General features: G+C 63.3%; 24 protein-coding genes and 1 tRNA gene. 14 read left to right on the forward strand and 11 right to left on the reverse strand.

The genetic code is table 11. The features are described from left to right. The first annotated feature begins 290 nt into the window (after window positions 1-290). Both AC0NIL_RS05690 and AC0NIL_RS05695 read left to right on the forward strand, forming a co-directional pair. Entirely contained in the window at window positions 291-809 is a 519-nt protein-coding gene (locus AC0NIL_RS05690) for a hypothetical protein (protein WP_473572900.1), read from the forward strand. 47 nt (window positions 810-856) lie between these two features. Then, window positions 857-1,348 carry a hypothetical protein gene (locus AC0NIL_RS05695; RefSeq protein ID WP_473572902.1) on the forward strand — a complete coding sequence of 164 codons (492 nt, stop codon included), beginning with the start codon at window positions 857-859 and terminating at the stop codon, window positions 1,346-1,348. Window positions 1,349-2,378: 1,030 nt separating this feature from the next. Here the strand turns inward: AC0NIL_RS05695 and AC0NIL_RS05700 are convergent. After that, window positions 2,379-2,454: transfer RNA gene (locus tag AC0NIL_RS05700), tRNA-Ala, on the reverse strand. A gap of 160 nt (window positions 2,455-2,614) precedes the next feature. On the opposite strand from AC0NIL_RS05700, the gene AC0NIL_RS05705 reads away from it, so the two are divergent. Together AC0NIL_RS05705 and AC0NIL_RS05710 are read left to right on the forward strand one after the other, a co-directional pair. Beyond that, on the forward strand, window positions 2,615-2,905 hold the full coding sequence (locus tag AC0NIL_RS05705; RefSeq protein ID WP_013528977.1) for a YggT family protein: 291 nt from the start codon (window positions 2,615-2,617) through the stop codon (window positions 2,903-2,905). 13 nt (window positions 2,906-2,918) lie between these two features. Continuing rightward, entirely contained in the window at window positions 2,919-3,236 is a 318-nt protein-coding gene (locus AC0NIL_RS05710) for a DUF167 domain-containing protein (protein ID WP_013528978.1), read from the forward strand. A 16-nt stretch (window positions 3,237-3,252) separates the two neighbouring features. Here the strand turns inward: AC0NIL_RS05710 and AC0NIL_RS05715 are convergent, their stop codons facing one another. Genes AC0NIL_RS05715 through AC0NIL_RS05725 form a run of 3 tightly spaced genes read right to left on the reverse strand, consistent with a single transcriptional unit; the run spans window position 3,253 to window position 6,003 of the window. Continuing rightward, complete coding sequence (locus AC0NIL_RS05715; protein ID WP_473572903.1) at window positions 3,253-4,134, reverse strand: MurR/RpiR family transcriptional regulator; 882 nt, start codon at window positions 4,132-4,134, stop codon at window positions 3,253-3,255. A gap of 10 nt (window positions 4,135-4,144) precedes the next feature. Further along, a complete protein-coding gene (locus tag AC0NIL_RS05720) occupies window positions 4,145-5,212 on the reverse strand; it encodes an ABC transporter ATP-binding protein (RefSeq protein WP_473572904.1) in 1,068 nt (355 codons plus the stop codon). A gap of 2 nt (window positions 5,213-5,214) precedes the next feature. Then, entirely contained in the window at window positions 5,215-6,003 is a 789-nt protein-coding gene (locus AC0NIL_RS05725; RefSeq protein ID WP_275953480.1) for an SDR family oxidoreductase, read from the reverse strand. A gap of 183 nt (window positions 6,004-6,186) precedes the next feature. Between AC0NIL_RS05725 and AC0NIL_RS05730 the strand changes: the two genes are divergently transcribed. From AC0NIL_RS05730 to AC0NIL_RS05745, 4 genes are all read left to right on the forward strand, one after another. After that, a complete protein-coding gene (locus AC0NIL_RS05730) occupies window positions 6,187-7,419 on the forward strand; it encodes an ABC transporter substrate-binding protein (RefSeq protein ID WP_013528982.1) in 1,233 nt (410 codons plus the stop codon). A 489-nt stretch (window positions 7,420-7,908) separates the two neighbouring features. Beyond that, the gene (locus AC0NIL_RS05735) at window positions 7,909-8,778 is read left to right on the forward strand and encodes a carbohydrate ABC transporter permease (protein WP_024504714.1); all 870 of its coding nucleotides are present in this window, start codon (window positions 7,909-7,911) and stop codon (window positions 8,776-8,778) included. Beyond that, window positions 8,775-9,599, forward strand: coding sequence for a carbohydrate ABC transporter permease (locus tag AC0NIL_RS05740; protein ID WP_013528984.1), 825 nt, complete (start codon window positions 8,775-8,777; stop codon window positions 9,597-9,599). The genes AC0NIL_RS05735 and AC0NIL_RS05740 overlap by 4 nt, the downstream gene beginning before the upstream one ends. A 24-nt stretch (window positions 9,600-9,623) precedes the next feature. Beyond that, entirely contained in the window at window positions 9,624-11,099 is a 1,476-nt protein-coding gene (locus tag AC0NIL_RS05745) for a M81 family metallopeptidase (protein ID WP_473572905.1), read from the forward strand. Between the two features lie 164 nt (window positions 11,100-11,263). Here AC0NIL_RS05745 and AC0NIL_RS05750 read toward each other — a convergent pair whose 3' ends face one another. From AC0NIL_RS05750 to AC0NIL_RS05775, 6 genes are all read right to left on the reverse strand, one after another. Beyond that, on the reverse strand, window positions 11,264-13,318 hold the full coding sequence (locus AC0NIL_RS05750) for a M3 family metallopeptidase (protein ID WP_063173308.1): 2,055 nt from the start codon (window positions 13,316-13,318) through the stop codon (window positions 11,264-11,266). A 96-nt stretch (window positions 13,319-13,414) separates the two neighbouring features. Further along, on the reverse strand, window positions 13,415-13,849 hold the full coding sequence (locus tag AC0NIL_RS05755; RefSeq protein ID WP_013528987.1) for a hypothetical protein: 435 nt from the start codon (window positions 13,847-13,849) through the stop codon (window positions 13,415-13,417). Then, entirely contained in the window at window positions 13,846-14,490 is a 645-nt protein-coding gene (locus AC0NIL_RS05760; protein WP_027037320.1) for a carbonic anhydrase, read from the reverse strand. The genes AC0NIL_RS05755 and AC0NIL_RS05760 overlap by 4 nt, the downstream gene beginning before the upstream one ends. 148 nt (window positions 14,491-14,638) lie before the next feature. Next, on the reverse strand, window positions 14,639-15,409 hold the full coding sequence (locus tag AC0NIL_RS05765; protein WP_473572906.1) for a DUF429 domain-containing protein: 771 nt from the start codon (window positions 15,407-15,409) through the stop codon (window positions 14,639-14,641). Then, window positions 15,406-16,290, reverse strand: a complete 885-nt coding sequence (gene pdxY / locus AC0NIL_RS05770; RefSeq protein WP_063169475.1) for a pyridoxal kinase PdxY — start codon at window positions 16,288-16,290, stop codon at window positions 15,406-15,408. Before pdxY ends, AC0NIL_RS05765 begins: the two co-directional genes overlap by 4 nt. 13 nt (window positions 16,291-16,303) lie before the next feature. Next, window positions 16,304-16,555, reverse strand: a complete 252-nt coding sequence (locus AC0NIL_RS05775; RefSeq protein ID WP_013528991.1) for a hypothetical protein — start codon at window positions 16,553-16,555, stop codon at window positions 16,304-16,306. A gap of 163 nt (window positions 16,556-16,718) precedes the next feature. On the opposite strand from AC0NIL_RS05775, the gene AC0NIL_RS05780 reads away from it, so the two are divergent. From AC0NIL_RS05780 to ppa, 6 genes are all read left to right on the forward strand, one after another. After that, entirely contained in the window at window positions 16,719-17,357 is a 639-nt protein-coding gene (locus AC0NIL_RS05780; protein WP_024504707.1) for a LemA family protein, read from the forward strand. Window positions 17,358-17,534: 177 nt separating this feature from the next. Beyond that, on the forward strand, window positions 17,535-18,386 hold the full coding sequence (locus tag AC0NIL_RS05785) for a TPM domain-containing protein (protein WP_063173306.1): 852 nt from the start codon (window positions 17,535-17,537) through the stop codon (window positions 18,384-18,386). A 4-nt stretch (window positions 18,387-18,390) separates the two neighbouring features. Then, window positions 18,391-19,269, forward strand: a complete 879-nt coding sequence (locus AC0NIL_RS05790; RefSeq protein WP_366212836.1) for a TPM domain-containing protein — start codon at window positions 18,391-18,393, stop codon at window positions 19,267-19,269. Window positions 19,270-19,277: 8 nt separating this feature from the next. Then, the gene (locus AC0NIL_RS05795; RefSeq protein WP_473572909.1) at window positions 19,278-19,916 is read left to right on the forward strand and encodes a TPM domain-containing protein; all 639 of its coding nucleotides are present in this window, start codon (window positions 19,278-19,280) and stop codon (window positions 19,914-19,916) included. Between the two features lie 118 nt (window positions 19,917-20,034). Next, window positions 20,035-20,541, forward strand: a complete 507-nt coding sequence (locus tag AC0NIL_RS05800) for a GNAT family N-acetyltransferase (protein ID WP_013528996.1) — start codon at window positions 20,035-20,037, stop codon at window positions 20,539-20,541. Window positions 20,542-20,653: 112 nt separating this feature from the next. Continuing rightward, the gene (gene ppa / locus AC0NIL_RS05805) at window positions 20,654-21,187 is read left to right on the forward strand and encodes an inorganic diphosphatase (protein ID WP_013528997.1); all 534 of its coding nucleotides are present in this window, start codon (window positions 20,654-20,656) and stop codon (window positions 21,185-21,187) included. Window positions 21,188-21,196: 9 nt separating this feature from the next. Here the strand turns inward: ppa and AC0NIL_RS05810 are convergent, their stop codons facing one another. Beyond that, window positions 21,197-21,790, reverse strand: a complete 594-nt coding sequence (locus AC0NIL_RS05810) for a hypothetical protein (protein WP_013528998.1) — start codon at window positions 21,788-21,790, stop codon at window positions 21,197-21,199. Window positions 21,791-21,810 lie beyond the last annotated feature (20 nt).

A 21,810-nucleotide genomic window follows, 5' to 3' on the forward strand; every position in this document is an offset into this window, starting at 1 on the left:
GAACTGGACCGGCTTTCCGGCATCCCTGACGCCCTAATCGTCGCTAGGCGATGCTACGCCGTCTACGGCTACCGCGAGCTTGAAGGCGGGAACATGATGCGGCGAATGGCCGAACTGTACATGCGGCCCCGCACGGCCAGCCTAAGCCCTACCGTAGCGCCGCCAGCGGTGGATGACACTCCAGCACTACCAATCCACAGCTACGGGCTTCAGCCGCGCCGCTGAGGCCCTAACACCATCCCCCATCCCTACCAGAACCTTGCAGCAGCCCGCTGGGAGGACCATCACCATTGAAGGAACTAACCATGTCTAACGATAGATACAGCGACGACCAGATGAGCGGCAGAGACAGCGATAAGCCGATGTCAGCCACCGAGCAGGCATTCGCCAACATGACCCCAGAGCAGCGGAGTGAGTTCGTCGAGCGGGCTCAACACGCCTCAGCCAAGGCCGCTCACGATGAGAAGGCGGCGAAGTTGCGGGCACAGGTTGCAGCGGCAACTGAGGCCTCATTAGCTGGCAACCAGTGGTATCAAGCACAGCAGCGCGGCACCCTCAGCCAGCGTGTCAGCATCTCGAACGGCGTGACCAAGGTCGAGCAGTTGAACGCACCGGCCCCTGAGAGTGACAGCAGTGCATTTGCAGTGCCGCCTAGGGCTCTTGTCGACACCATCCCGGTGACGGTTGGTGGCATCCAGCTAGGCCCCAAGCAGGCCCGTGAGATGTACGAGCGCGGCGAGATTAGCGCCAACGACTACGGTGCAGGACTTGACGAAGCCCTGAGACCATACGGCTACCGTTTTCGGTAACCCAGTCCGACCTTGAACAGCCTTCGGAGGGAGAAATCCCTTCGGAGGTGTCGGATTGGGGTGATGACGAAATTGACCTCGATAGCCTGAACCCGGAAGACTACGAGATCAAAGACGACCAAGACGCCATCGCCAACCCCGAAGCCGCTGACCTCGAAGCCCTTGACGCCGAGCTGAAGGCCATGGACGTGGAGGAGCTTCAATCGAAGACCAACGAAACCCTCGATAACCTTCGGGAGACCCACACCGAGGACCAGCAGAAGTTCCTTGCAGATGCTTTCGTCGACCTTGGAGAAATCCCTGTCGGGGAGCAGTTCGGGATCACTGAGGCCCAGGCTATGGTTGTCGAGGCGGGCTTCATTGCAACTCTCAATCGAGATGTGTTCAGCCAGTACGGGATCGACCATGCCACATGGATGGATCACGTTGACGAGCAGGACCTCCCGACGTTCCGCAAGGCGGCGTTGAAGGGTGATTTCTCGATCTTCCACCAGCACTGTGTCGAGGTGTCTAAGATGCGTCTCGACCTAGGCATATAGCAGCACCACCCGCAGGCCATTCGTGGCCGAGGACCACTCACACCACCACAGCCTTCCCCGGAGAGGGTCAGGTCGCCATCCCGGTGAACCATTGCCCCAAGCTCAAAGCCCTCTCCGGGCTCTCCCTAACACCCACCCCAGACACCATCAGAACGCTGTGCGGTACGACCCGCCAGAGCGTGTTCACGGTCTCGCCGGTACGATCTACCGTCCAGAGACAAACGCCCCTCAGCGGGCAAGACTGCAAAGGAGCCAATGCTACATATCGAATATCGAGGATCACTCACTGCCGCCACCACTCTACGGGGCGAGGAAATCGAGAAGACCACGACGCGCAAGGACCCGGTTCCGGTCTTGTGCCGGGAACTTATAAAGCGCGGCGTCGACCCCAGCGAACTTGTCAAGGTCATCATAGGCGGCATGCCAATGTGGAAGCGGGATCGCACCATAGGCGCATGGGCGGGGATTGATGTCGTGGAAAGTGACGCGACCGGGTTGCGGGTTGTGAAGCACCGACCATTCCCGTCCACTCACCAGTTCATAGGCCCATAAGGCTGCGCGGTAGCGTGGTGCGAGAGGCGCTAAGGTTTCCCCGCGACCATCTGAGGGGGCGACCTTGGCGGCCTCTGGCGCAGCATTCTACCCGCTGCCGGGATCGTCCCTTTCGAGGGATGAATATTAGTGGTTTGTCATGTGACGGCAGCGCCCGTATGCCTCACTCGCCAATCATGGCACGGGGTCATACAATGCACACGAAGATCGATTTCTCCCGCCTAGAAGCTGACGCGGCGACGTGGCTTAAGCGACACCTTGACGATGTCCGCGACACCTTCGGGGAAGGTCAGGCTTACGCGGTGGCGGTGGAATTGGAGGATGACCCTTGGACCGTCCTGCAGTTGTACGTGGAGGACGTGAGGGGTGCGGCGCGGGTGGCATAGCTGAAACGTGGGCCAAACGCGTGGGCCAAACAAAAGAGGCCCTTTCAGCTATCCAGTTGATTTCATTGGAGGATATGCCTTCTAAATTCCGCTGGTGGAGCTGAGGAGGATCGAACTCCTGACCTCGTCATTGCGAACGACGCGCTCTCCCAGCTGAGCTACAGCCCCGTCCAGCGGATGGGCGCATTTATCGGGCGCCGCGGTTTCCTGTCAAGGCGGAGGTTTGCCGAAATCCAGTGGCCTGGCAGCCGTACCGGCGCACCGTGGCAGGCGGCCCTTGCCGGTTTCGCGTGCAATGGCTACATGTCGGCAACAATTGGAGACCGGCATGCTCGCCCTCATTCAGACAATCGTCATGGCGCTCGACCTCTACTGGTGGATCATTATCGCATCGGCGATCTTTTCCTGGCTTTACGCCTTCAACGTCGTCAACTCGCGCAATCAGTTCGTCGGTTCCATCGGCAACATGCTCTATCGGCTGACCGAACCGGCGTTGCGGCCGATCCGCCGTTTCATGCCGGACCTTGGCGGCATCGACATCTCGCCGATCATCCTGCTTCTGATCCTGTTCTTCCTGCGGCAGTTCATATTGACCAGTGTGGCGCCTCTGGTCCTGTGAGGCCGATGATCGTATGAGCGCGCCGTTTCGCCTGCGCGATGATGGCGTCGAGCTGTTTGTCCGGCTGACGCCGAAGGCTGCGCTGGACAGGCTCGAAGGCATCGAGACCACGGCGGACGAGCGAAGCCATCTGAAAGCGCGCGTCCGCGCCGTGCCGGAAAACGGCGCCGCCAATCATGCGCTCGAAAAGCTGATTGCCAAGGCGATTGGCGTGCCGGGGTCCGCCGTCTCGGTTGTCGCCGGCGGCACGGCGCGGCTGAAGACCGTGCGCATTGAAGGCGATCCGGAGACGTTGGCGAAAAGCATCGAGGCGCTCGGCCATCAGGCCTGATGTCCTTGCCGGAGGGTCAATCCCCCAGCGGCAAACGCGGATCGTCAACTTTCAACGTGTTGACGCTCTGCTTGATGCGGCGCAGATTTTCCAGAACCCTTGGTCCGCGCGTCTCGGCGACCGAGGTGACGATCATGTCGACGATCGACAGCAGCGCATAGCGCGACGATGTCGGCTTATAGATATTGCCGTCTTCCAGCGACTGGAAATGGATGACCGTGTCGGCGACCTTGGCGAGCGCGGAGTCCGGCGGGGTGATGGCGATCGTCGTGGCGCCATATTGCTGGGCGACCTGCACCGCATCGATGACCGATCGTGCATAGCCGGAGACGGAGAAGGCGATCAGCGTGGTGTCGGGGGTGGCGACGGCGGCGTACATGCGTTGCAACTGTCCGTCGATTTGCGCCAGCACCGACACGCCGAGCCTGAACAGCCGGTTCTGAATTTCGGTCGCCATCATCGACGAAATGCCACCGGAGCCGATGCACAGCACATTGCCGGAAACCGCGATGCGTGCGGCGACGGCGACCAGCGTCGTCATGTCGAGGTTTTCGCTGGCGCGCTGGATGGCCGATATCGCCGCTTCGGTGATGGCGGAAGCGATGCGCTGTTCGCGGGCATCGCGGCTCAACGGCTCCGGCGACAGATACTGGCCGCCGATGGCGATGGCTTGCGCCAGATAGAATTTGAAGTCGCGCAGGCCCTCGCAGCCGAGGTTACGGCAGAACCGCGTCACCGTCGGCTCGCTGACACCGACGCGCGCGGCAATTTCCGAAATCGCCGCCTTGGAAACGAAGTCGAGGTCTGCCAGCACGAAGCCGGCCAGCTTGCGATCCGACTTCGTTCCGTCCTGCGACATCAGCTGCAGGCGCGTGATGATGTCGGCCGGCGTCTTCATGCTGATATTTTCATAGAGGCAGGCCCGTCGCCTTGTCGAACAGATGGATGTTGCCGGGATCGACCGAGACCGGCAGCAGGTCTCCCGGCCTGACCGGCACCCTGTCACGGAACACGGCGCGTACCGTATCAGCACCGATAGCGCCATAGACATGTGTTTCGGAGCCGGTGGGCTCGACGACATCCACCCTGATCGCCATCGCGTCGACAGCCTCGCCGATGACAAAATGCTCGGGCCGGATGCCGGCCTCCACCGCGCTGTCCGCCGGCACCTGTTTGCCGGCAAGCGCCAGCCGCCCGCCACCGGCCGATTCGAACCAGGTTTTCTCAAGCGTCGTCTTGAGCGAACCAGAGACGAAACTCATCGACGGCGAGCCGAGGAAGGAGGCGACGAACTTGTTGGCCGGCCTGTCATAGAGCTCCAGCGGCGCCCCGACCTGCTGGATCCTGCCGCGATCCATCACGACGATGCGGTCGGCCATGGTCATAGCCTCGATCTGGTCGTGGGTGACGTAGACGATCGTCGACTTCAGCCGCTGGTGCAGCGCCTTGATCTCGACGCGCATCTGCACGCGCAATTGTGCGTCGAGATTGGACAGCGGTTCGTCAAACAGGAACACAGACGGTTCGCGCACGATGGCGCGGCCCATGGCGACGCGCTGGCGCTGGCCGCCCGACAGCTGGCGGGGATAGCGGTCGAGATAGGAGAAGAGATTGAGGACCCCGGACGCCTTCTTGACCTTCTCATCGATTACCGTGCGCGTCTCGCCGCGTATCTTCGGGCCGAAACCGATATTGTCTGATGCCTTCAGATGCGGAAACAGCGCATAGGACTGGAACACCATGGCGATGTTGCGCTGCTGCGGCGGCAGCGCGTTGGCGCGCACGCCGCCGATCAACAGATCGCCGGAAGTGATCGTCTCCAGGCCGGCGAGCATGCGCAGCAAGGTCGACTTGCCGCAGCCGGACGGCCCGACCAGGACGACGAACTCGCCGCTCCTGATATCGAGGCTGATGTTCTCGAGGATCTTGTGCTGCCCGAAGGATTTCGACAGGTCGCGGAACTCGACGTCGGTCATGCTCACGCTCTCAATATGTCGTCGATGAAGGGCAGGCAACCGGCGGTCAGTCCCGCGTCCACGGGCATCACCACGCCTGTTACTCCCGATGCGCGATCGGACGCAAGGAAAGCGACGGCTTCCGCCACTTCCGCAGCGTTGACGATGCGACCGAGCGGATAGAGCCGCTGCAATTTGCCGAGGATTTCGGGATCCTTGGCAAGGCGGTGGTCCCAGGCGGCGGTGCGGATCGATCCGGGGCAGACGACATTGGCGCGCAGGCCGCTGCGGCCGAGCTCGACGGCGATCGCCTTGGCATAGGCGTTGATGCCGGCCTTGGCCGCGGCATAGGCGGGATTGCCGAAATGCGCGATGGCGTTGACCGAGGAGATGAAGACGACGCTGCCGGAGCCACGGCTGGCCATCGCCTTGACCAGCGGATCGGCGAAATTCATCACGCCGGTCAGGTTGAGGTCGAGTTCCTGCTCAATCCTGTCGGGGTTGAGCGCGGGGAGCGTCTCGGCGCGCGTCCAGCCGGCATTGTTGATGAGAATGTCGGGCACACCGTCCCGGTCGAGGATGGCGGCGATCGCCGTGGCTATCGACGCCTTGTCGAGAAGATCGAAGACGTGGCGGGCGGCAAAATACGGGCTCTTCAACGCCTCGCTCGACTGGTCGCAGCCTACGACCCTGGCGCCCCTTTGCGCCATCAGCGCCACGATGGCCGTGCCGAGGCCGCCGCCCGCACCCGTCACAACGACAGTCTTGCCCTCGAATTCGGCCCTGCCTTCGAGTTCCGTTTGCGAAACCACCGTGCGTCATCCTCCGGGATCTTCGACAGGTCGGATCAGGCCTAGTCCACAAAATGTAATTAAGCAACAGAATAATCTGCTTGCAAGCCTTCCAATCCCCGATAATGTAGGAAAGTCACATAAATCTTCTGCTTGGGTAACGAAGAGGCGCGCAGGCGCAAAAATCAAAATGGGAGAGTTCAAATGAGTCTTGCAAAATGGACTGTCGGCCTGATGGCCGGAATGAGCATGCTGGCAATTGCGGCGCAGGCGGATGCGGGCGAGGTGCGGGTCACCGTGGCCGAGTACAGCGCCAAGACTGGCCCTTATTTCGACAGCGTCAAGAAGGAATTCGAGGCGGCGAACCCCGGCATCACGGTCAAGTTCGAAGTGGTGCCGTGGGATGTGCTGCTGCAGAAGCTGACCACCGACATCACCGCCGGCACCAATGCCGATCTGTCGATCATCGGCACGCGCTGGCTGATCGACTTCGTCCAGCAGGATGTCGCCGAACCGCTCGACGGCTACATCAAGCCCGACTTCAAGGACCGCTTCATCGACACCTTCCTGTCGCCCTCGATCATGGATGGCAAGACCTACGGCCTGCCGATCGCTGCCTCGGCGCGCGCCATGTATTACAACAAGGAGCTGTTCGAGAAGGCCGGCATCGCCAAGCCACCGGCAAACTGGACCGAGCTGCAGGAAGATGCGCGCAAGATCAAGGCTCTGGGGTCGGGCACGTTCGGCTTCGGCCTGCAGGGCAAGGAGATCGAGACCGACGTCTATTACTACTATGCGATGTGGTCCTACGGCACGGAAATCCTCAACAAGGACGGCACTTCGGGCCTGAGCACGCCCGGCGCGCTTGAAGCCGCCAAACTCTACAAGTCGATGATCGACGAAGGCCTGACCGAACCCGGCGTCACCTCCAACAACCGCGAGGACGTGCAGAACCTGTTCAAGCAGGGCAAGGTCGGCATGATGATCACCGCACCCTTCCTGTCCAACCAGATCAAGGACGAGGCGCCGAACCTGAAATACGGCGTTGCGGCCATTCCCGCCGGACCGACCGGCGCGCGCGGCACCTATGGCGTCACCGATTCCATCATCATGTTCAAGAACTCCAAGAACAAGGACGAGGCCTGGAAGCTGCTCGATTTCCTGTTCACCACGGAGCAGCGTGCCAAGTTCACACAGGGCGAAGGCTTCCTGCCGGTGAACAAGGAAGAGGCCAAGATGGACTACTACGTCAACAATGCCGATCTGGCCGCGTTCACCGCTCTGCTGCCCGACGCCCGCTTCGCGCCGGTCATCCCGGGCTGGGAAGAGGTCGCCCAGATCACGTCGGACGCCATGCAGAAGATCTATCTCGGCGGCGACCCCGAGGCAGGCCTGAAGGACGCGGCGGCCAAGGCCAATGCGGTGCTGAAGAAGTAGGGGCAGTGCTGAAGGAATAGGGCGTATCTCCCTGCGCCCGTGGCGCGCCCCAGATTCAGGCGGGGCGCGCCACATCTTGCAGCCTCGAGCAGAAAGATAGTTCGTCGATGTCAACGCCGCCCAGCCAGGCTCCTTTCCTCTCCCACCGGAGGGGGGAGAGGTGGCTCGGCGAAGCCGAGACGGAGTGGGGGAACCACCTGGCAGCCACCGCGAACGGATATAGGAAGAGCACCAGGCGCAAGCCTCGCCTTGCGCCCAAGGGGTCGACCCCCACTCCGTCGAGCTTCGCTCGACACCTCTCCCCGATCGACGGGCGAGAGGAAAGGGGCCCTTCCGCAACTGCTGCGGAGAACGGACGAGCAGGTGAGGGCAGCGCCGACGGTTGCAAGGAATCCTGAAGCGGTGCCCTGAGAAGAATGAGGCCGGACCAAGTCAATCTGTTAAGCCAGCGAAATCCAATCTCCCCGCAACGCGGTACAAAGCCAGCCGATGCAAAATCGTTTCTTGCCCTATCTCCTGACCTTGCCCAGCCTGTTTCTGGCGGCGGTGGTCATCTTCTGGCCGGTCTGGGACCTGATCCAGATCTCGACGCATGACGTCAGCCGCTTCGGCCAGCTTCGTGACTTCAACGACTTCGCCAATTTCGCGGCACTCGCTGCCGATCCCGATTTCACGGCCGCGCTTTGGCGCACCGGCCAATGGACGGTGATGGTGGTCGGCGGCGCGCTTCTCTTGTCGATCCCGGTGGCGATGATCCTCAACACCGATTTCTATGGCCGCGGCATTGCCCGCGTCATCATCATGCTGCCCTGGGCGGTGTCGCTGACCATGACTGCGGTGGTCTGGCGCTGGGCGCTGAGCGGCGAAAGTGGCATGCTCAATTCGGCGCTGATCGGCCTCGGCCTCATCGATCACAACATCCAGTGGCTGGCGAGTGCCGAAACCGCCTTTCCGATGCAAGTGCTGATCGGCATCCTGGTGACGGTGCCGTTCACGACGACGATCTTCCTCGGCGGGCTGTCGTCGATCCCGGACGATCTCTACGAGGCGGCGGCGCTTGAAGGGGCGACGCCGCTGCAGCAGTTCCGCGAAATTACCTTTCCGCTCCTGAAACCGTTCATCAACATCGCCATCGTGCTCAACACCATCTACGTCTTCAATTCCTTCCCGATCATCTGGGTGATGACGCAGGGCGGGCCGGCCAACTCGACCGATATCCTGGTCACCCATCTCTACAAGCTGGCCTTCCGCATCGGCAAGCTGGGCGAAGCATCGGCGGTGTCGCTGGTGATGTTCGCCATCTTGCTGGTCTTCACCATGATCTATGTGCGGCTGGCGATGCGGGAGCAACGCGCATGACGAGCAAGCTCAAGCGTTCGATCATCGCCTGGCTGCTGCTGGCGCCGCTGATCGTGGTGACGCTCTTTCCCTTCGCGGTGATGTTCCTGACCGCAGTCAAGCCGAGACAGGAAGTGCTGTCGCCGACCTGGTGGCCGAGCGAATTCCGCTGGTCGAATTTTTCCGACATGTGGGTGGCGACCGGCTTCGGCCAGGCGTTGCTCAATTCGCTCTACGTGTCTGTGATCGCCACCGTCGGCGCCATCCTGATCTCGGTTCCGGCGGCCTATGCGATGTCGCGCTTCCGCTTTGCCGGCTACGGCGCCTTGCGACAGTTCCTGCTGATTTCGCAGATGATCTCGCCGATCGTGCTGGTGCTCGGCCTGTTCCGGCTGATGGCCGCCTGGGGCCTGGTCGAGAGCACGACGGCGCTCGGCTTCATCTACATGGCCTTCAACGTCGCCTTCACGGTGTGGATGCTGCAGAGCTATTTCGACACCATCCCCCGCGATCTCGAGGAAGCCGCCTGGATGGAGGGCGCCGGCCGCTGGCTGACCTTGCGCAAGGTGTTCCTGCCGCTCTGCCTGCCGGCGATCGCGGTGACGGCGATCTTCACCTTCATCAACGCCTGGAACGAGTTCGTCGTGGCGCTCACCATGCTGCGCAGCCAGGAAAGCTACACACTGCCGATCCAGGTGTTTTCGCTGGTCGCCGGCCGCTACACCATCGAATGGCATCACGTCATGGCCGCGACGCTGCTGGCGACCTTGCCGGTGGCCATCCTGTTCATCTGGCTGCAGCGCTACCTCGTCAGAGGCCTGGCGCTCGGGGCGGTCAAATAGCGCCTATTCACGGACGGAGCTTTCATGCGCATTTTCACCGCCTCGCTGGCGACGGAAACCAACACCTTCTCGCCGGTGCCGACCGATAGGGCTTCGTTCGAGATGGCCTTCTATGCCGGGCCCGGCAAGCATCCGGAAACGCCGACGCTGTGCTCCTCGCCGATGGTGGCGCTACGCCGGCGTGCGGTAGCCGAAGGCCTCGACGTCATCGAAGGCACCGCCACCTGGGCGGAGCCGGGCGGGCTGGTGCAGCGGCAGACCTATGAGGCTCTGCGCGACGAGATTCTGGGCCAGCTCAAGGCGGCGCTGCCGGTCGATGCTGTCATCCTCGGCCTGCATGGCGCCATGGTGGCGCAAGGCTATGACGATTGCGAAGGCGATCTGCTCGAACGGGTTCGCGCAATGGTCGGGCCGGAGGTGGTGATCGCCGTGGAACTCGATCCGCACAGCCATCTGACACCGAAGCGCGTCGCGGCCTCCGACATTCTCGCCTATTTCCTCGAATTTCCGCACACCGATTTCTACGAGCGCGGCGAACATGTCGTCGAGCTTGGCCTGGCAGCAGTGCGTGGTGAGATCAACCCTGTCATTTCGACCTTCGACTGCCGCATGATCCAGGTGCTGCCGACCAGCCGCGAGCCGATGCGGTCCTTCGTCGATCGCATCAAGGCGCTGCACGGCAAGGACGGCGTGCTGTCGGTCTCCGTCATCCACGGCTTCATGGCGGCCGATGTGCCCGAGATGGGCACGCGCATCCTGGTCGTCACCGACAATGACAAGGCCCAGGGCGACGCGCTGGCGGAACGGCTCGGGCGGGAACTCTACGCGCTGCGCGAAAAGACCGCGATGACGATGCTGAGTGCTGCCGACGGCATCGATCGGGCGCTGGCCGTGCGCACAGAAAATCCGGGCAAGCCGGTGGTCATCGCCGATATCTGGGACAATCCCGGCGGCGGTGTGCCCGGCGACGGCACCTTCGTGCTGCGCCAGATGCTGGCGCGTGGCCTGGACAGGTTCGCCGTCGCGACCATCTGGGATCCGATCGCGGTCACCTTCTGCCTGGCGGCGGGCGAGGGCGCAGTCATCGACCTGCGCTTCGGCGGCAAGGCCGGGCCGCAAGCCGGCGAGCCGATCGATGCGCGCGTGCGCGTGCTGAAGGCGGTTGCGGAGGGCTGGCAGAGTTTCGGGCCAAGCCGGGTGACGCTTGGGCCGACGGCGCTGGTCCGCCTCGAAGGCACCGAGGTCGACATCATCCTCAACACCAACCGCACGCAGACTTTCGAGCCGGATATCTTTTCCAACATCGGCGTCGATCCGCTAGCCAAGGACATGCTGCTGATCAAGTCGACCAATCATTTCTACGCCGGCTTCGAGCCGATCGCCGCCGAGATCATCTATGTCTCGGCGCCGAGTTCGTATCCCAGCAATCCGGCGGTGACCGATTACAAGAAGCTGACAAGGCCGGTGTGGCCGAGGGTTGCGGATCCGTGGAAAGTGTAGGGTTCTCCCTTCTCTCCTTGTGGGAGGAGGTGGCCTCGCGAAGCGAGGTCGGATGAGGGGTGTTCCAGCGGAGTGAGGCGTTGGCATTTCCTGGAACACCCCTCATCCGTCTCGGCGCTACGCGCCGATCCACCTTCCCCCACAAGGGGGGAAGGGAAAGCCAATCACGCCAGCCCGCGCTTGGCCATCATCGCTTCCGGCGACGGCATCTTGCCGCGAAATGCGGTGTAGAGTTCTTCCGGATCCTTCGAGCCGCCGGCGGCGTAGATGTTCTTGCGCAGCCGCTCGGCGAGCGCCGGGTTGAAGGGGTCGCCGGTTTCCTCGAAGGCGGCAAAAGCATCGGCATCGAGCACTTCCGACCACATGTAGGAATAGTAGCCGGCCGAATAGCCTTCGCCGGAAAAGACATGGCCGAAATGCGGCGTGCGGTGACGCATGGCTATGGTGTCCGGCATATGCAGTTCTGCAAGCGTTTCGGCTTCGAAACGAAGCGGCGCTTCAGGCGCCTCCGCCCGCGCGTGATAGGCCATGTCCATCAAGGCGGAGGCGGTGAATTCGACCGTGGCGAAGCCGGCGCCGAAGGTGCGCGCGGCCAGCATCTTGTCGAGCAGCGCCTTGGGCATCGGCTTGCCGGTCTTGACGTGCAGCGCGTGCTTCTCCAGCACTGCCGGCACGGTCAGCCAGTGCTCGTAGAGCTGCGAGGGCAATTCGACGAAATCACGGCTGACCGAAGTGCCCGAAACCGAGGGCCAGGTGACGTCGGTCAGCATGCCGTGCAGCGCATGGCCGAATTCGTGGAACAGCGTTTTGGCCTCGTCGACCGACAGCAGAGCCGGCTCGCCCACCGGCGGCTTGGCGAAGTTCATGATGTTGTAGATGACCGGGCTTGCACCGTGGCCGAGCCTATAGCCGGATTGCAACGCGCTCATCCAGGCGCCGGATCGCTTTGACGGCCGGGCGAAATAGTCGGCCAGGAACAGGCCGCGCTCGCTGCCGTCGGCATTCTTCACCACGAAGACGCGGGCGTCCGGATGCCAGGCCGCGATGCCCTTTTTCTCTTCGAAGGTGATGCCGAACAGCCGTGTCGCCACGTCGAAGCAAGCGTCGATGATCCGGTCGAGCTGCAGATAAGGTTTCAGTTCCGCCTCGTCGAAGGCGAATTTCTCCGCGCGCAGCTTCTCCTGGTAGAAGCGCCAGTCCCAGGCAGCGAATTTTTCGTTGCTGCCGGCTGCGGTGGCCAGGCGCTGCAATTCGATCTGGTCGCTTGCTGCCTTCTCAAGCGCCTTTTCCCACACCGGATCGAGCAGCGCGTGCACGGCCTTCGGCGTCTTGGCCATGGTGTCGTCGAGCTTCAGCGCGGCGAAAGAGGCGTAGCCGAGCAGCTTTGCCTTTTCGGCCCGCAGGCGCAGCATGTCGCGCACCACGTTCGTGTTGTCGGTGGCGCCGCCATTCTGGCCGCGCATGGTGAAGGCGCGGAAGGCGATCTCGCGCAGATCGCGGCGTTCGGAGAAGGTCGAGAACGGCTCATAGATCGAGCGCGACAGAGTGACGGCATAGCGGCCCTTCTGCCCACGCATTTCGGCGGCCTCGGCCATGGAGCTTTTCACGAAGTCCGGCAGGCCGGCAAGGTCGGCTTCATCGAGGAACAGCGCCCAGTCGCGCTCGTCGGCCAGAACATTCTGGCCGAAAGCTGTGCCGAGCGAGGACAATTCCTCGCTGATGCTTGCCAGCCGCTTCTTGCCGTCGGCGTCGAGCTTGGCGCCGGAACGGACGAAGCCCTTCCAGGTCTTTTCCAGCACCCGCAAGGTCTCTGCGTCGAGCTTCAGGCTCTCACGGCGCTGGTAGAGATCGTCGATGCGGGCAAACAGCCGCTCATTCATTGAAATCGCCGAGAAATGCCTGGACATTTTCGGCGAGATGTCGCGCTCCAGCGCCTGGATCGTCTCGTTGGTGTAGGCGCCGGCGCGGCACCAGAAGATCGACGAGACACGATCGAGCGCTTCGCCGCCGAGTTCCAGCGCGGCAAGCGTGTTCTCGACGGTCGGCGCATCCTTGTTGCCGGCGATCGCCTCGATCTCGGCCTCGTGCGCCTTCAGCGCCGCGTCGAAGACCGGGGAGAAGTCGCCGTCGCCAATGCGCGTGAAATCGGGCAGGCCGAGCGGCCCCTGCCACGCGGTCAGCGGATGGGCGGCGAGGTCGACGGCTTTCGTGGAAGGCATGGACAGTCTTTCGTTGGTGGGGCAGGCAGGCGGGTCGTACCCGATGTAGGGCGCGGCCGGCGGACCCGCAATATGCGGATTTGGCCGATATCGCCCTCAAAAGCCGTCGCAGTTTTCGGCGATCGCCGCTTGTGAACTGGCGGTGATGCGGTTGTCGGTGACCGCGAAAGTTTCCTGCATCAGCATGTCGTTGTTGGGGAAATCGTAGCAGGCGACCACCGTGGTGACGCCGCCTTCGCTTTTCTCGATCCGGTGCCGGATCGCAGCACCGGCAACGGCACCTTTCCATTCGTCGATCGAAGCGATGAATTCCTGCTTGCTTTGCACGATGCCGAGGTCGTCCAGCTTGATGCGGACATCGTCGGCGAGCAGGTCGGACAGTTCCGTGCGGTCGGCGACCAGCAGCGCCGAATACCAGCGGCTGATGAGGGCACGATCATCGGCGCGGGCGGCAATAATCGCCAGCAGCAGTGCGGCCGCCACAAAAGCGACCGACCTGATGTTCACCAGCTTGCGCGCCGCCGCGTTCATCCCAGCTCCGGCCGTTCGAAATCGCCAGTCTCCTTGTTCATCGTCCAGAGTTCGCCGGTCGAGATATCGAACCAGGCCCCATGCAGCGACAGCCGTCCCTTGCCTTCGAGAATCGAGACGCAGGGAAAGGTTCTGAGGTTGGCGATGGAATAGCGGATCGAGATGCGCTCCAGCGCGGTCTGGCGCTCCGAGGCGGTCATGAAGGTGCTGGAGGAGACGGTTTCGGCCGCCGGCGCGATCAGGCTCATCCACTTGCCGATGAAGTCGCCCGGCGACAGCGGCGCGGAATTGCTGTCGAGCGCCGCCCGGATGCCGCCGCAGCGGCCATGGCCCATGACGACGATGTTCTTGACCTTGAGGCTCTGTACGGCGAATTCAAGCGCCGCCGAGGTCGAATGGAACTCGCCGTCGGGTGCATAGGGCGGCACCAGATTGCCGACATTGCGCAGAACGAAGAGTTCGCCCGGCCCAGCGTCGAAGATCGCCTCGGGCGCCGAACGCGAATCGCAGCAGGCAACGATCATCGTCTCCGGCGCCTGGCCTTCGCGAGCGAGATCGCGATAGCGCCCGCTCTCGGTGAGATAGCGGCCATTCATGAAATTGCGATAGCCGGCGAGAAGATGTTCAGGGAGATGGGACATGGGCGGCGTCTGGAGCCTTTCCGGGTTGGATGCGGCAGCTCGTTGCGGTCTAGAGAGGCTCTAGCGGCAAAAGCCGGTCGCGAGCAATGCAGAATTATGAGGGCTGGCTAGAAATGCCATGCATCGAGCGCAACCGTGGCCAACAGCGTCACGCCCAGATGGCGACGGGAATGCCAAAGCTGTCGCGGCCCGGCGGGTCGGGAAACGGCCGCGCCTCACCGCCGACGATGCGACCGGCGATCAGCGTCATCGCGGCTGCGTCGAGGAAGTCATCAGCGGCGGCACCGCGGGGCGGCGGCTGGTCGAGAAAGCCCTTATCATAGCCGTGCCGGCAGAGCAGCGCCTTGCGTTCCGCCATGCCGGCCGGATTGATGCTGCCCTTGATCTTCTTCGGCAGTTGCATGGCTTGATTGCCGTTCAAGCGGCAGAAAGCGACTTCCGGGTGCGATTCAAACACGCGGCTGCGCAAATCGGGCCGCGCGATCAGCAGGGCGTCGATCTCGCGGATCTTGGCAAAAATGCCGAACGCCTGGATCGAGACGCCGCGCGGCGGATCGGATGTGGTCAGGGCCACCGCGCTTGCCCTGACGTGCGCGGCATACCAGGCTTCGATGGTGGTGAAGCCGTTGGTGTCGGCATAGAGCGCGGCACGGGACGGGATCGAGAAGACACTGGACTGGCGTGCCCCGAGCAGCGGCCGCACCAGCGCTTCGGGGCCGCGACCGCCCTTGCCCGAAAAGCCGGGCAGGCCGATCGGCATGTCGACGGCGATGACAGCGTCTTCGGGAAGGGATGCGAGCAGGGCAGTGAAGGTTGCAAAGACACCGACCGACGGTGCCATGCCAAAAGTTCGTCGGACGGCGATCCAGCCGGCCTTGCAGCCATCGACGCCGACAAGTACGGCCTCAGTCGATGTCACGCCCGGCGGCCCCGCCCTGGATGTGTGAGGTGGCGAAGCTGGACCATCGCCATCGGATGCGACAGGCTCTGCGCATCGGTTTCGAGCTGCAGTTCGTCGCCGCCGCGCTTGGCGGTGCGTGCCAGGATCTCGTAGACCGCCGCCGTCGTCGATTGCAGCGCCTTGATCGGCGGCTGGCCGGACAGGATGCGTGCCAGGTAGACGGCCGCCGTCAGATCGCCCAGGCCATTCGGCGGCTTGTCGATCAGGCGATGTTCGGCGAGCAGCGCCTGGCTGTTATCGAGCAGGAGGTTGCCGGTGCCGCCCGTCATCATCGACGGCGCCGAGGTGACCAGCATGGTCGATGGTCCGGCGTGCAGCGCCGCCGCGATCACCGATTTCATGTCTGGCAACGCGGCGCCGGCCATCCATTCCAGTTCGTAGCGGTTAGGGGTGGCTATGTCGGCGATCGGCATCAGCCGGTCGCGCATGGCGATGGCGGTCGGTTCGGGCACATAGAGGCCGCCCGAATCACCCATCACCGGATCGCAGATATAGACGGCGCCGGGCGTCCTTGCCTTGACCGCGGCGACCAGCGAGGCGACGGCCTCGGCCTGGCCCGCCTCGCCGAGATAGCCGGACAGCACGGCGCCGACCTCACCCAGCCATGGCGCCCGCTCGAGATCGGCCATCAGAGCCTTGAACTCGTCGAGCGGCGGCACGATGCGCGTCGCGCGCCCATGGCCGGGATGCCAGGGCAAGATGACGGTCGGCACCGCCCAGACCGGGAAACCCAGGGTCTCCAGCGCAAAGACGGCGGCACGGTTGCCGACCGAGCCACGCGCGACATGGCTGGAAATGACGATGACCGCACGCGGCGCGTCGGTTTGTTCGGCGCTCATTGTCGTTTGATTCCTAACTGCCCCGGATGACGTAAAGCACGAGCCAGACCATCAGGCCCAGCGCCAGCAGCAGGCCCAGCGTGCGGCCAAAGCGGGTGCCCCAGACTTCGATCGGATCGGCACGATCGGCATCGGCCGCGGTGACGTGATCGTGCATGCCTTTCGCTGCCCGCGCTACAAACGAGTTGCCGGCCGGATCCGTCTCGCGCGCAATGCGCTCGAGGATACGGCGCGATTCCTTGTCGCTGTCCTGGCGTTCCGCCATGATGATGTCCCGTTTTGCCGGACCTTATCGCGTTCGCACGGCCAATCACAGAGCCTTGCAGCGGCACCGGGCGTGCCAGCCGAGGGGCTGCCGGCGCGGGCGGTTTTCTTGCGCGCTGATTGTGGTAATGCTTCGCGTGCAACTTCTACCGAGGGACCCCATCATGTTTGCCCAGCGCCTTGCCTTGCCGTCCACGTTCCGCACGCTGCCCGCCTTCCTGATGATGGCGATCGTGCTGCCGCTGCTTGCAGGCTGCGGCTATAACACCATCCCGACGGCGGAAGAAAATGCCAGGGCGGCATGGAGCGAGGTGCTGAACCAGTATCAGCGCCGCGCCGACCTCATCCCCAACCTGGTCGAGACGGTCAAGGGCTATGCCTCGCATGAAAAGGATACGCTCGACGCGGTGGTCGAGGCGCGCGCCAAGGCAACGCAGATCACGGTAACACCGGAAACGCTGAAGGATCCCGAAGCCCTCAAGAAGTTTCAGGATGCCCAGGCGGGGCTGACCAGCGCGCTGTCGCGGCTGATCGCGGTCTCGGAGGCCTATCCCGACCTCAAGGCCAATCAGAACTTCCTGGCGCTGCAGGCGCAGCTCGAAGGCACCGAGAACCGCATCGCGGTGTCGCGGCGCGATTACATCCAGGCGGTCAGGGACTACAATCTGACGCTGAGGACGTTCCCCTCGGTGCTGTGGGCGACCTTCTGGTTCCGCGGCAACGAGCCCTTCGCCAATTTCACCGTCGCCGAAGACAAGATGCAGCCGCCGAAGGTCGATTTCGGCACGAAGCAGGGCGGGTGAACGTCCACTGTCATCGGAATAAATCCCGCGAAATGACGGGCTGCTGGCGTGCAAACACCCCCCTCTGTCCTACCGGACATCTCCCCCTCAAGGGGGGAGATTGGCAGCTTCGGCGCTGACGCCCATCTTGCGACGTTGAAAATTGGTGAAAGTGGAGATGGCGGCCAATCTCCCCACTTGAGGGGGAGATGCCCGGCAGGGCAGAGGGGGGCGCTCCGGAACGCAAGCCTAGGGTTCCTTTTCGCTCTTCTAAGCCTCCTCTTCCTCCCCTTCACCGCCCTCGCGGCCGATCTCCCGGCGCTGACCGGCCGTGTCGTCGACGATGCCGGCATCATCGACGCCGCGACCAGGGCGGCGCTGACCCAAAAACTCGCCGATTTCGAGACAAAAGGCTCCGACCAGATCGTCGTCGCGACGATTCCCAGCCTCGATGGCGAGGAGATCGAGCCTTACGCCAACCGGCTGTTCCGCTTCTGGAAGCTCGGCCAAGCGAAGGAAAACAATGGCGTCCTGCTGCTGGTGGCCCCGAACGACCGCAAGATGCGCATCGAGGTCGGCTATGGGCTGGAAGGCACGCTGACCGACCTGCACACCAAGCTGATCATCGAAAATGACATGGTGCCGGCCTTCCGCGCCGGGGACTTCTCGGGCGGTATCAGCAAGGCCGTCGACGACATGGTCATGGTGCTGGAAGGCAATCCGGAGGAGCTGGAGGCGCGCGGCGAGCGCAACCAGCAAGCGCCTTTCGATTCCGACGACCTGTTCTTCGCCGTCTTCATCAGCATCTGGGCGATCATCTTCTTCGGCAGCATTGCGGCTTCCGTGCTGCCGCCGATCTTCGGCCAGAAGCTTGGCCCCGGCCGCTACCGCTGGCTTGGCATGACCTTCGAGCCAAGCCGGCGATCCTCCAGTGGCGGCTGGTCGTCGGGGAGTTCCGGCGGCGGCTGGTCTTCGGGGTCAAGCAGCGGTGGAGGCTTTTCCGGCGGCGGCGGTTCGTCCGGCGGCGGCGGCTCGTCGGGAAGCTGGTGATGGCATGATGGTATCCAGCATCAGCCTGTCGAAACGCGACCGCCTCGCCTCGGCCGTCCTGATTGCTGCGGTCGTGCTGTTCTCCTGCGTCATGGCCTACGCGGCCGACCTGCCGGCGCTGACCGGCCGTGTCGTCGACAATGCCGGCATCATCGACGCCGCGACCAGGGCGGCGCTGACCCAAAAACTCGCCGATTTCGAGACGAAAGGCTCCGACCAGATCGTCGTCGCGACGATTCCCAGCCTCGATGGCGAGGAGATCGAGCCTTACGCCAACCGGCTGTTCCGCTTCTGGAAGCTCGGCCAGGCGAAGGAAAACAATGGCGTCCTGCTGCTGGTGGCCCCGAACGACCGCAAGATGCGCATCGAGGTCGGCTATGGGCTGGAAGGCACGCTGACCGACCTGCACACCAAGCTGATCATCGAAAATGACATGGTGCCGGCCTTCCGCGCCGGGGACTTCTCCGGCGGCATCAGCAAAGCCGTCGATGACATGGTCATGGTGCTGGAGGGCAATCCCGAAGAACTGGAAGCGCGGGGCAAGCGCAATCCCGCCGATGACGGCACGTCCATCGATCCGATCTTTGCCGTGTTCCTGATCCTGTGGGCGACGATGTTCTTCGGCGGGATGGCGATGGCGTTCCTGCCGCCGATGTTCGGCACGAAACTGTCGCCGGGCGTGTACAAATGGCTGGGCATGACGTTTCGTTATGGCCGCGGGCCGAGCGGGTACTCGGGCAGTGGCTGGACAACCGGTTCGTCGTCGGGCGGCGGCTGGTCTTCGGGTTCGGGCAGTGGCTGGTCCTCGGGGTCAAGCGGCGGTGGCGGGTTTTCCGGTGGCGGCGGCTCGTCGGGTGGTGGCGGTTCTTCAGGAGGCTGGTGAGACAGATCATGGCAACACGACCAATCAGCCCGCAGGATCATGAGCGCATCGCAACCGCGATCCGCGCCGCCGAGGAGAAAACCGACGGCGAAATCTACTGTGTCGTGGCGCATGGCAGCGACGGCTATTTCTTCCCGGCCGCCTTCATGGCGACCGTGTGCATGCTGTTCGTCAGCCTGGTGGTCGGCTACGGTCTGGAGGCCTGGTGGCTGTCGATCCGGCTGCCGCATTTCGTCCTCGCCCAGCTCCTGGCGCTTGCCTGCGTGCTGGCCTTGTTGTGGGCGCTGCCTGGTATGCGCATCCACCTGGTGCCGAGGCGGCTGCGCTACCAGGCGGCGCACGCCAACGCGATCAAGCAGTTCCTCGCCCGCAACGTCCACCGCACCACGGCGCGCACCGGCGTGCTGGTCTTCGTCTCGATCGCCGAGCGCTATGCCGAGGTGGTTGCCGATTCGGGTATCGACGCCAAGGTCGGCCAGCATGTCTGGGACGGCGTCGTGCGCGACCTTACCGCGCATGCCGGCGACGACCGGCTTGCCGACGGCTTCGTCAAGGCGATCGAGTTGGTGGGTGCGGTGCTGGCCGAGCATTTCCCGGTCACTGCGGGCGACAGCAACGAGCTCGACGACCATCTTGTCGAGATTTGAGCCTTTCCACAGAAGTCTTGAAGGCCCCTCACCAGGGCGGTGATCGCCTGTGAGAAAGCAGCCGGCTGGCCGCCCGGACCCTTGCAATCGGGCGATGCGGGTTTATGGTTAACAAATCATGAATACGCTGACGATCGACATCCGGAAAGCCGACCCGCGCGATGCCAGTGCCATCGCCGAGGTGCATCTGGAAGCCTGGCGCGGCGCCTATTCCGGCATCATTCCGCACCGGACCCTGACATCGATGATCAACCGTCGAGGCGCCGACTGGTGGGCGAATGCGATTCGCCGCGCCGCCACCGTTCTGGTCGTCGAAATCGGCGGCAAGATCGCCGGCTATGCGACGATCGGCAAGAACCGCGCCCGTGAACTGCGCCAGCAGGGCGAAATCTACGAATTGTACCTGCGCCCGGAATATCAGGGCATCGGGCTCGGCAGCCGCCTGTTTTCGGCGGCCAAGGCGCGGCTGGCCGATCACGGGCTGAAAGGCATGGTCGTGTGGGCGCTGGAGGACAACCAGAACGCGCTTGCCTTCTATGCCGGCGCCGGTGGCCGCGATGTCGCCGAGGGCGTCGAGATCTTCGAGCAGAAGGCGCTGAAGAAGGTCGCTTTCGTCTGGGAATGACAACCCGGCCTTTCGGCAATTGGGCGTTCCATTCGCACCCAGCACCATTCGCCGCATTGCACCATGACGCGCCGCCCGCTATCGATCGTCCATCGAGAGAGGGATTTAAGCCATGCGCATTGAAGCCATAGCCAGCGGAAAGAATCCGCCTGAGGACGTCAACGTCATCATCGAGGTGCCGATCGGCGGCGAGCCGATCAAGTACGAGATGGACAAGGAGGCCGGCACGCTGTTCGTCGACCGCTTCCTGCACACCTCGATGCGCTACCCCGGCAATTACGGCTTCGTGCCGCACACGCTGTCGGGCGACGGCGATCCGATCGACGTGCTGGTCTGCAACACGCGCGCGCTGGTGCCGGGCTGCGTCATCAACGTGCGGCCGATCGGGGTGCTGATCATGGAAGACAATGCCGGCCAGGATGAGAAGATCATCGCCGTGCCGTCGCCAAAACTGACGCTGCGTTACGAGAACGTCACCGAATACACTCAGCTGCCCGACATTACGCGCCAGCAGGTGCAGCACTTCTTCGAGCACTACAAGGATCTCGAGCCCGGCAAATGGGTCAAGATCGAAGGCTGGCACGATTCCAAATACGCCAAGAAGATGATCGTCGACGCGATCGAGCGGGCCAAGGCGAGCAAGTAGCCCGACCGGTCAGTTGTCGACCCGGCCGAAGGCCGGCACTTTGCCGATGACGGTGTGTCTGTCCTTGCCGCAGGCGAAGGTGCGTGCCTTGTCGTCGGCAAGCTTGCGCGCCTGGTCGTTGGCGACGGGATTGCCGGTGGCCAGCACCAGGCCGACGGTGCAGCCGTCGCGGGCGTCCATCTGGCCGACCTTGGCGACGAGCAGCACCTCGGTCGGCTTTTTCTCGTCCTCGGGATTGCTGATCGAGCGGCGATGGATGACGGCATAGGGCACTGCCGTGTCGCCCTTGGTTTCGATGCGCCATTCGACTTTGGCTCCGGACGAATTGAGGCCGGAAAAGCTTTCCCAGACCGTCGTCATGTCGCCGCCGGGCGGAAAACCGTAGAACAGCGATTCACGGGCGTCGTCATAGGCGATCAGTACGGGATAGCCGCGATAGCCTGAACAGGCGAGTTCGGCCCAGTCGCCGTCGCCTTCTTCTGCCTGCGCGTAGGTCACGCAGTCCGTTTTCGAATCCAGATCGGTGTAGGCGCTGGAAATGCCGTCGGCTTGCGCCGCCTGACCGAGACCGACCAGGACAAGCGGGATCAGAATGGCACGCATGGCGGTCAATCTCCGTTGCA

Source organism: Mesorhizobium sp. WSM1343, from assembly GCF_055901535.1.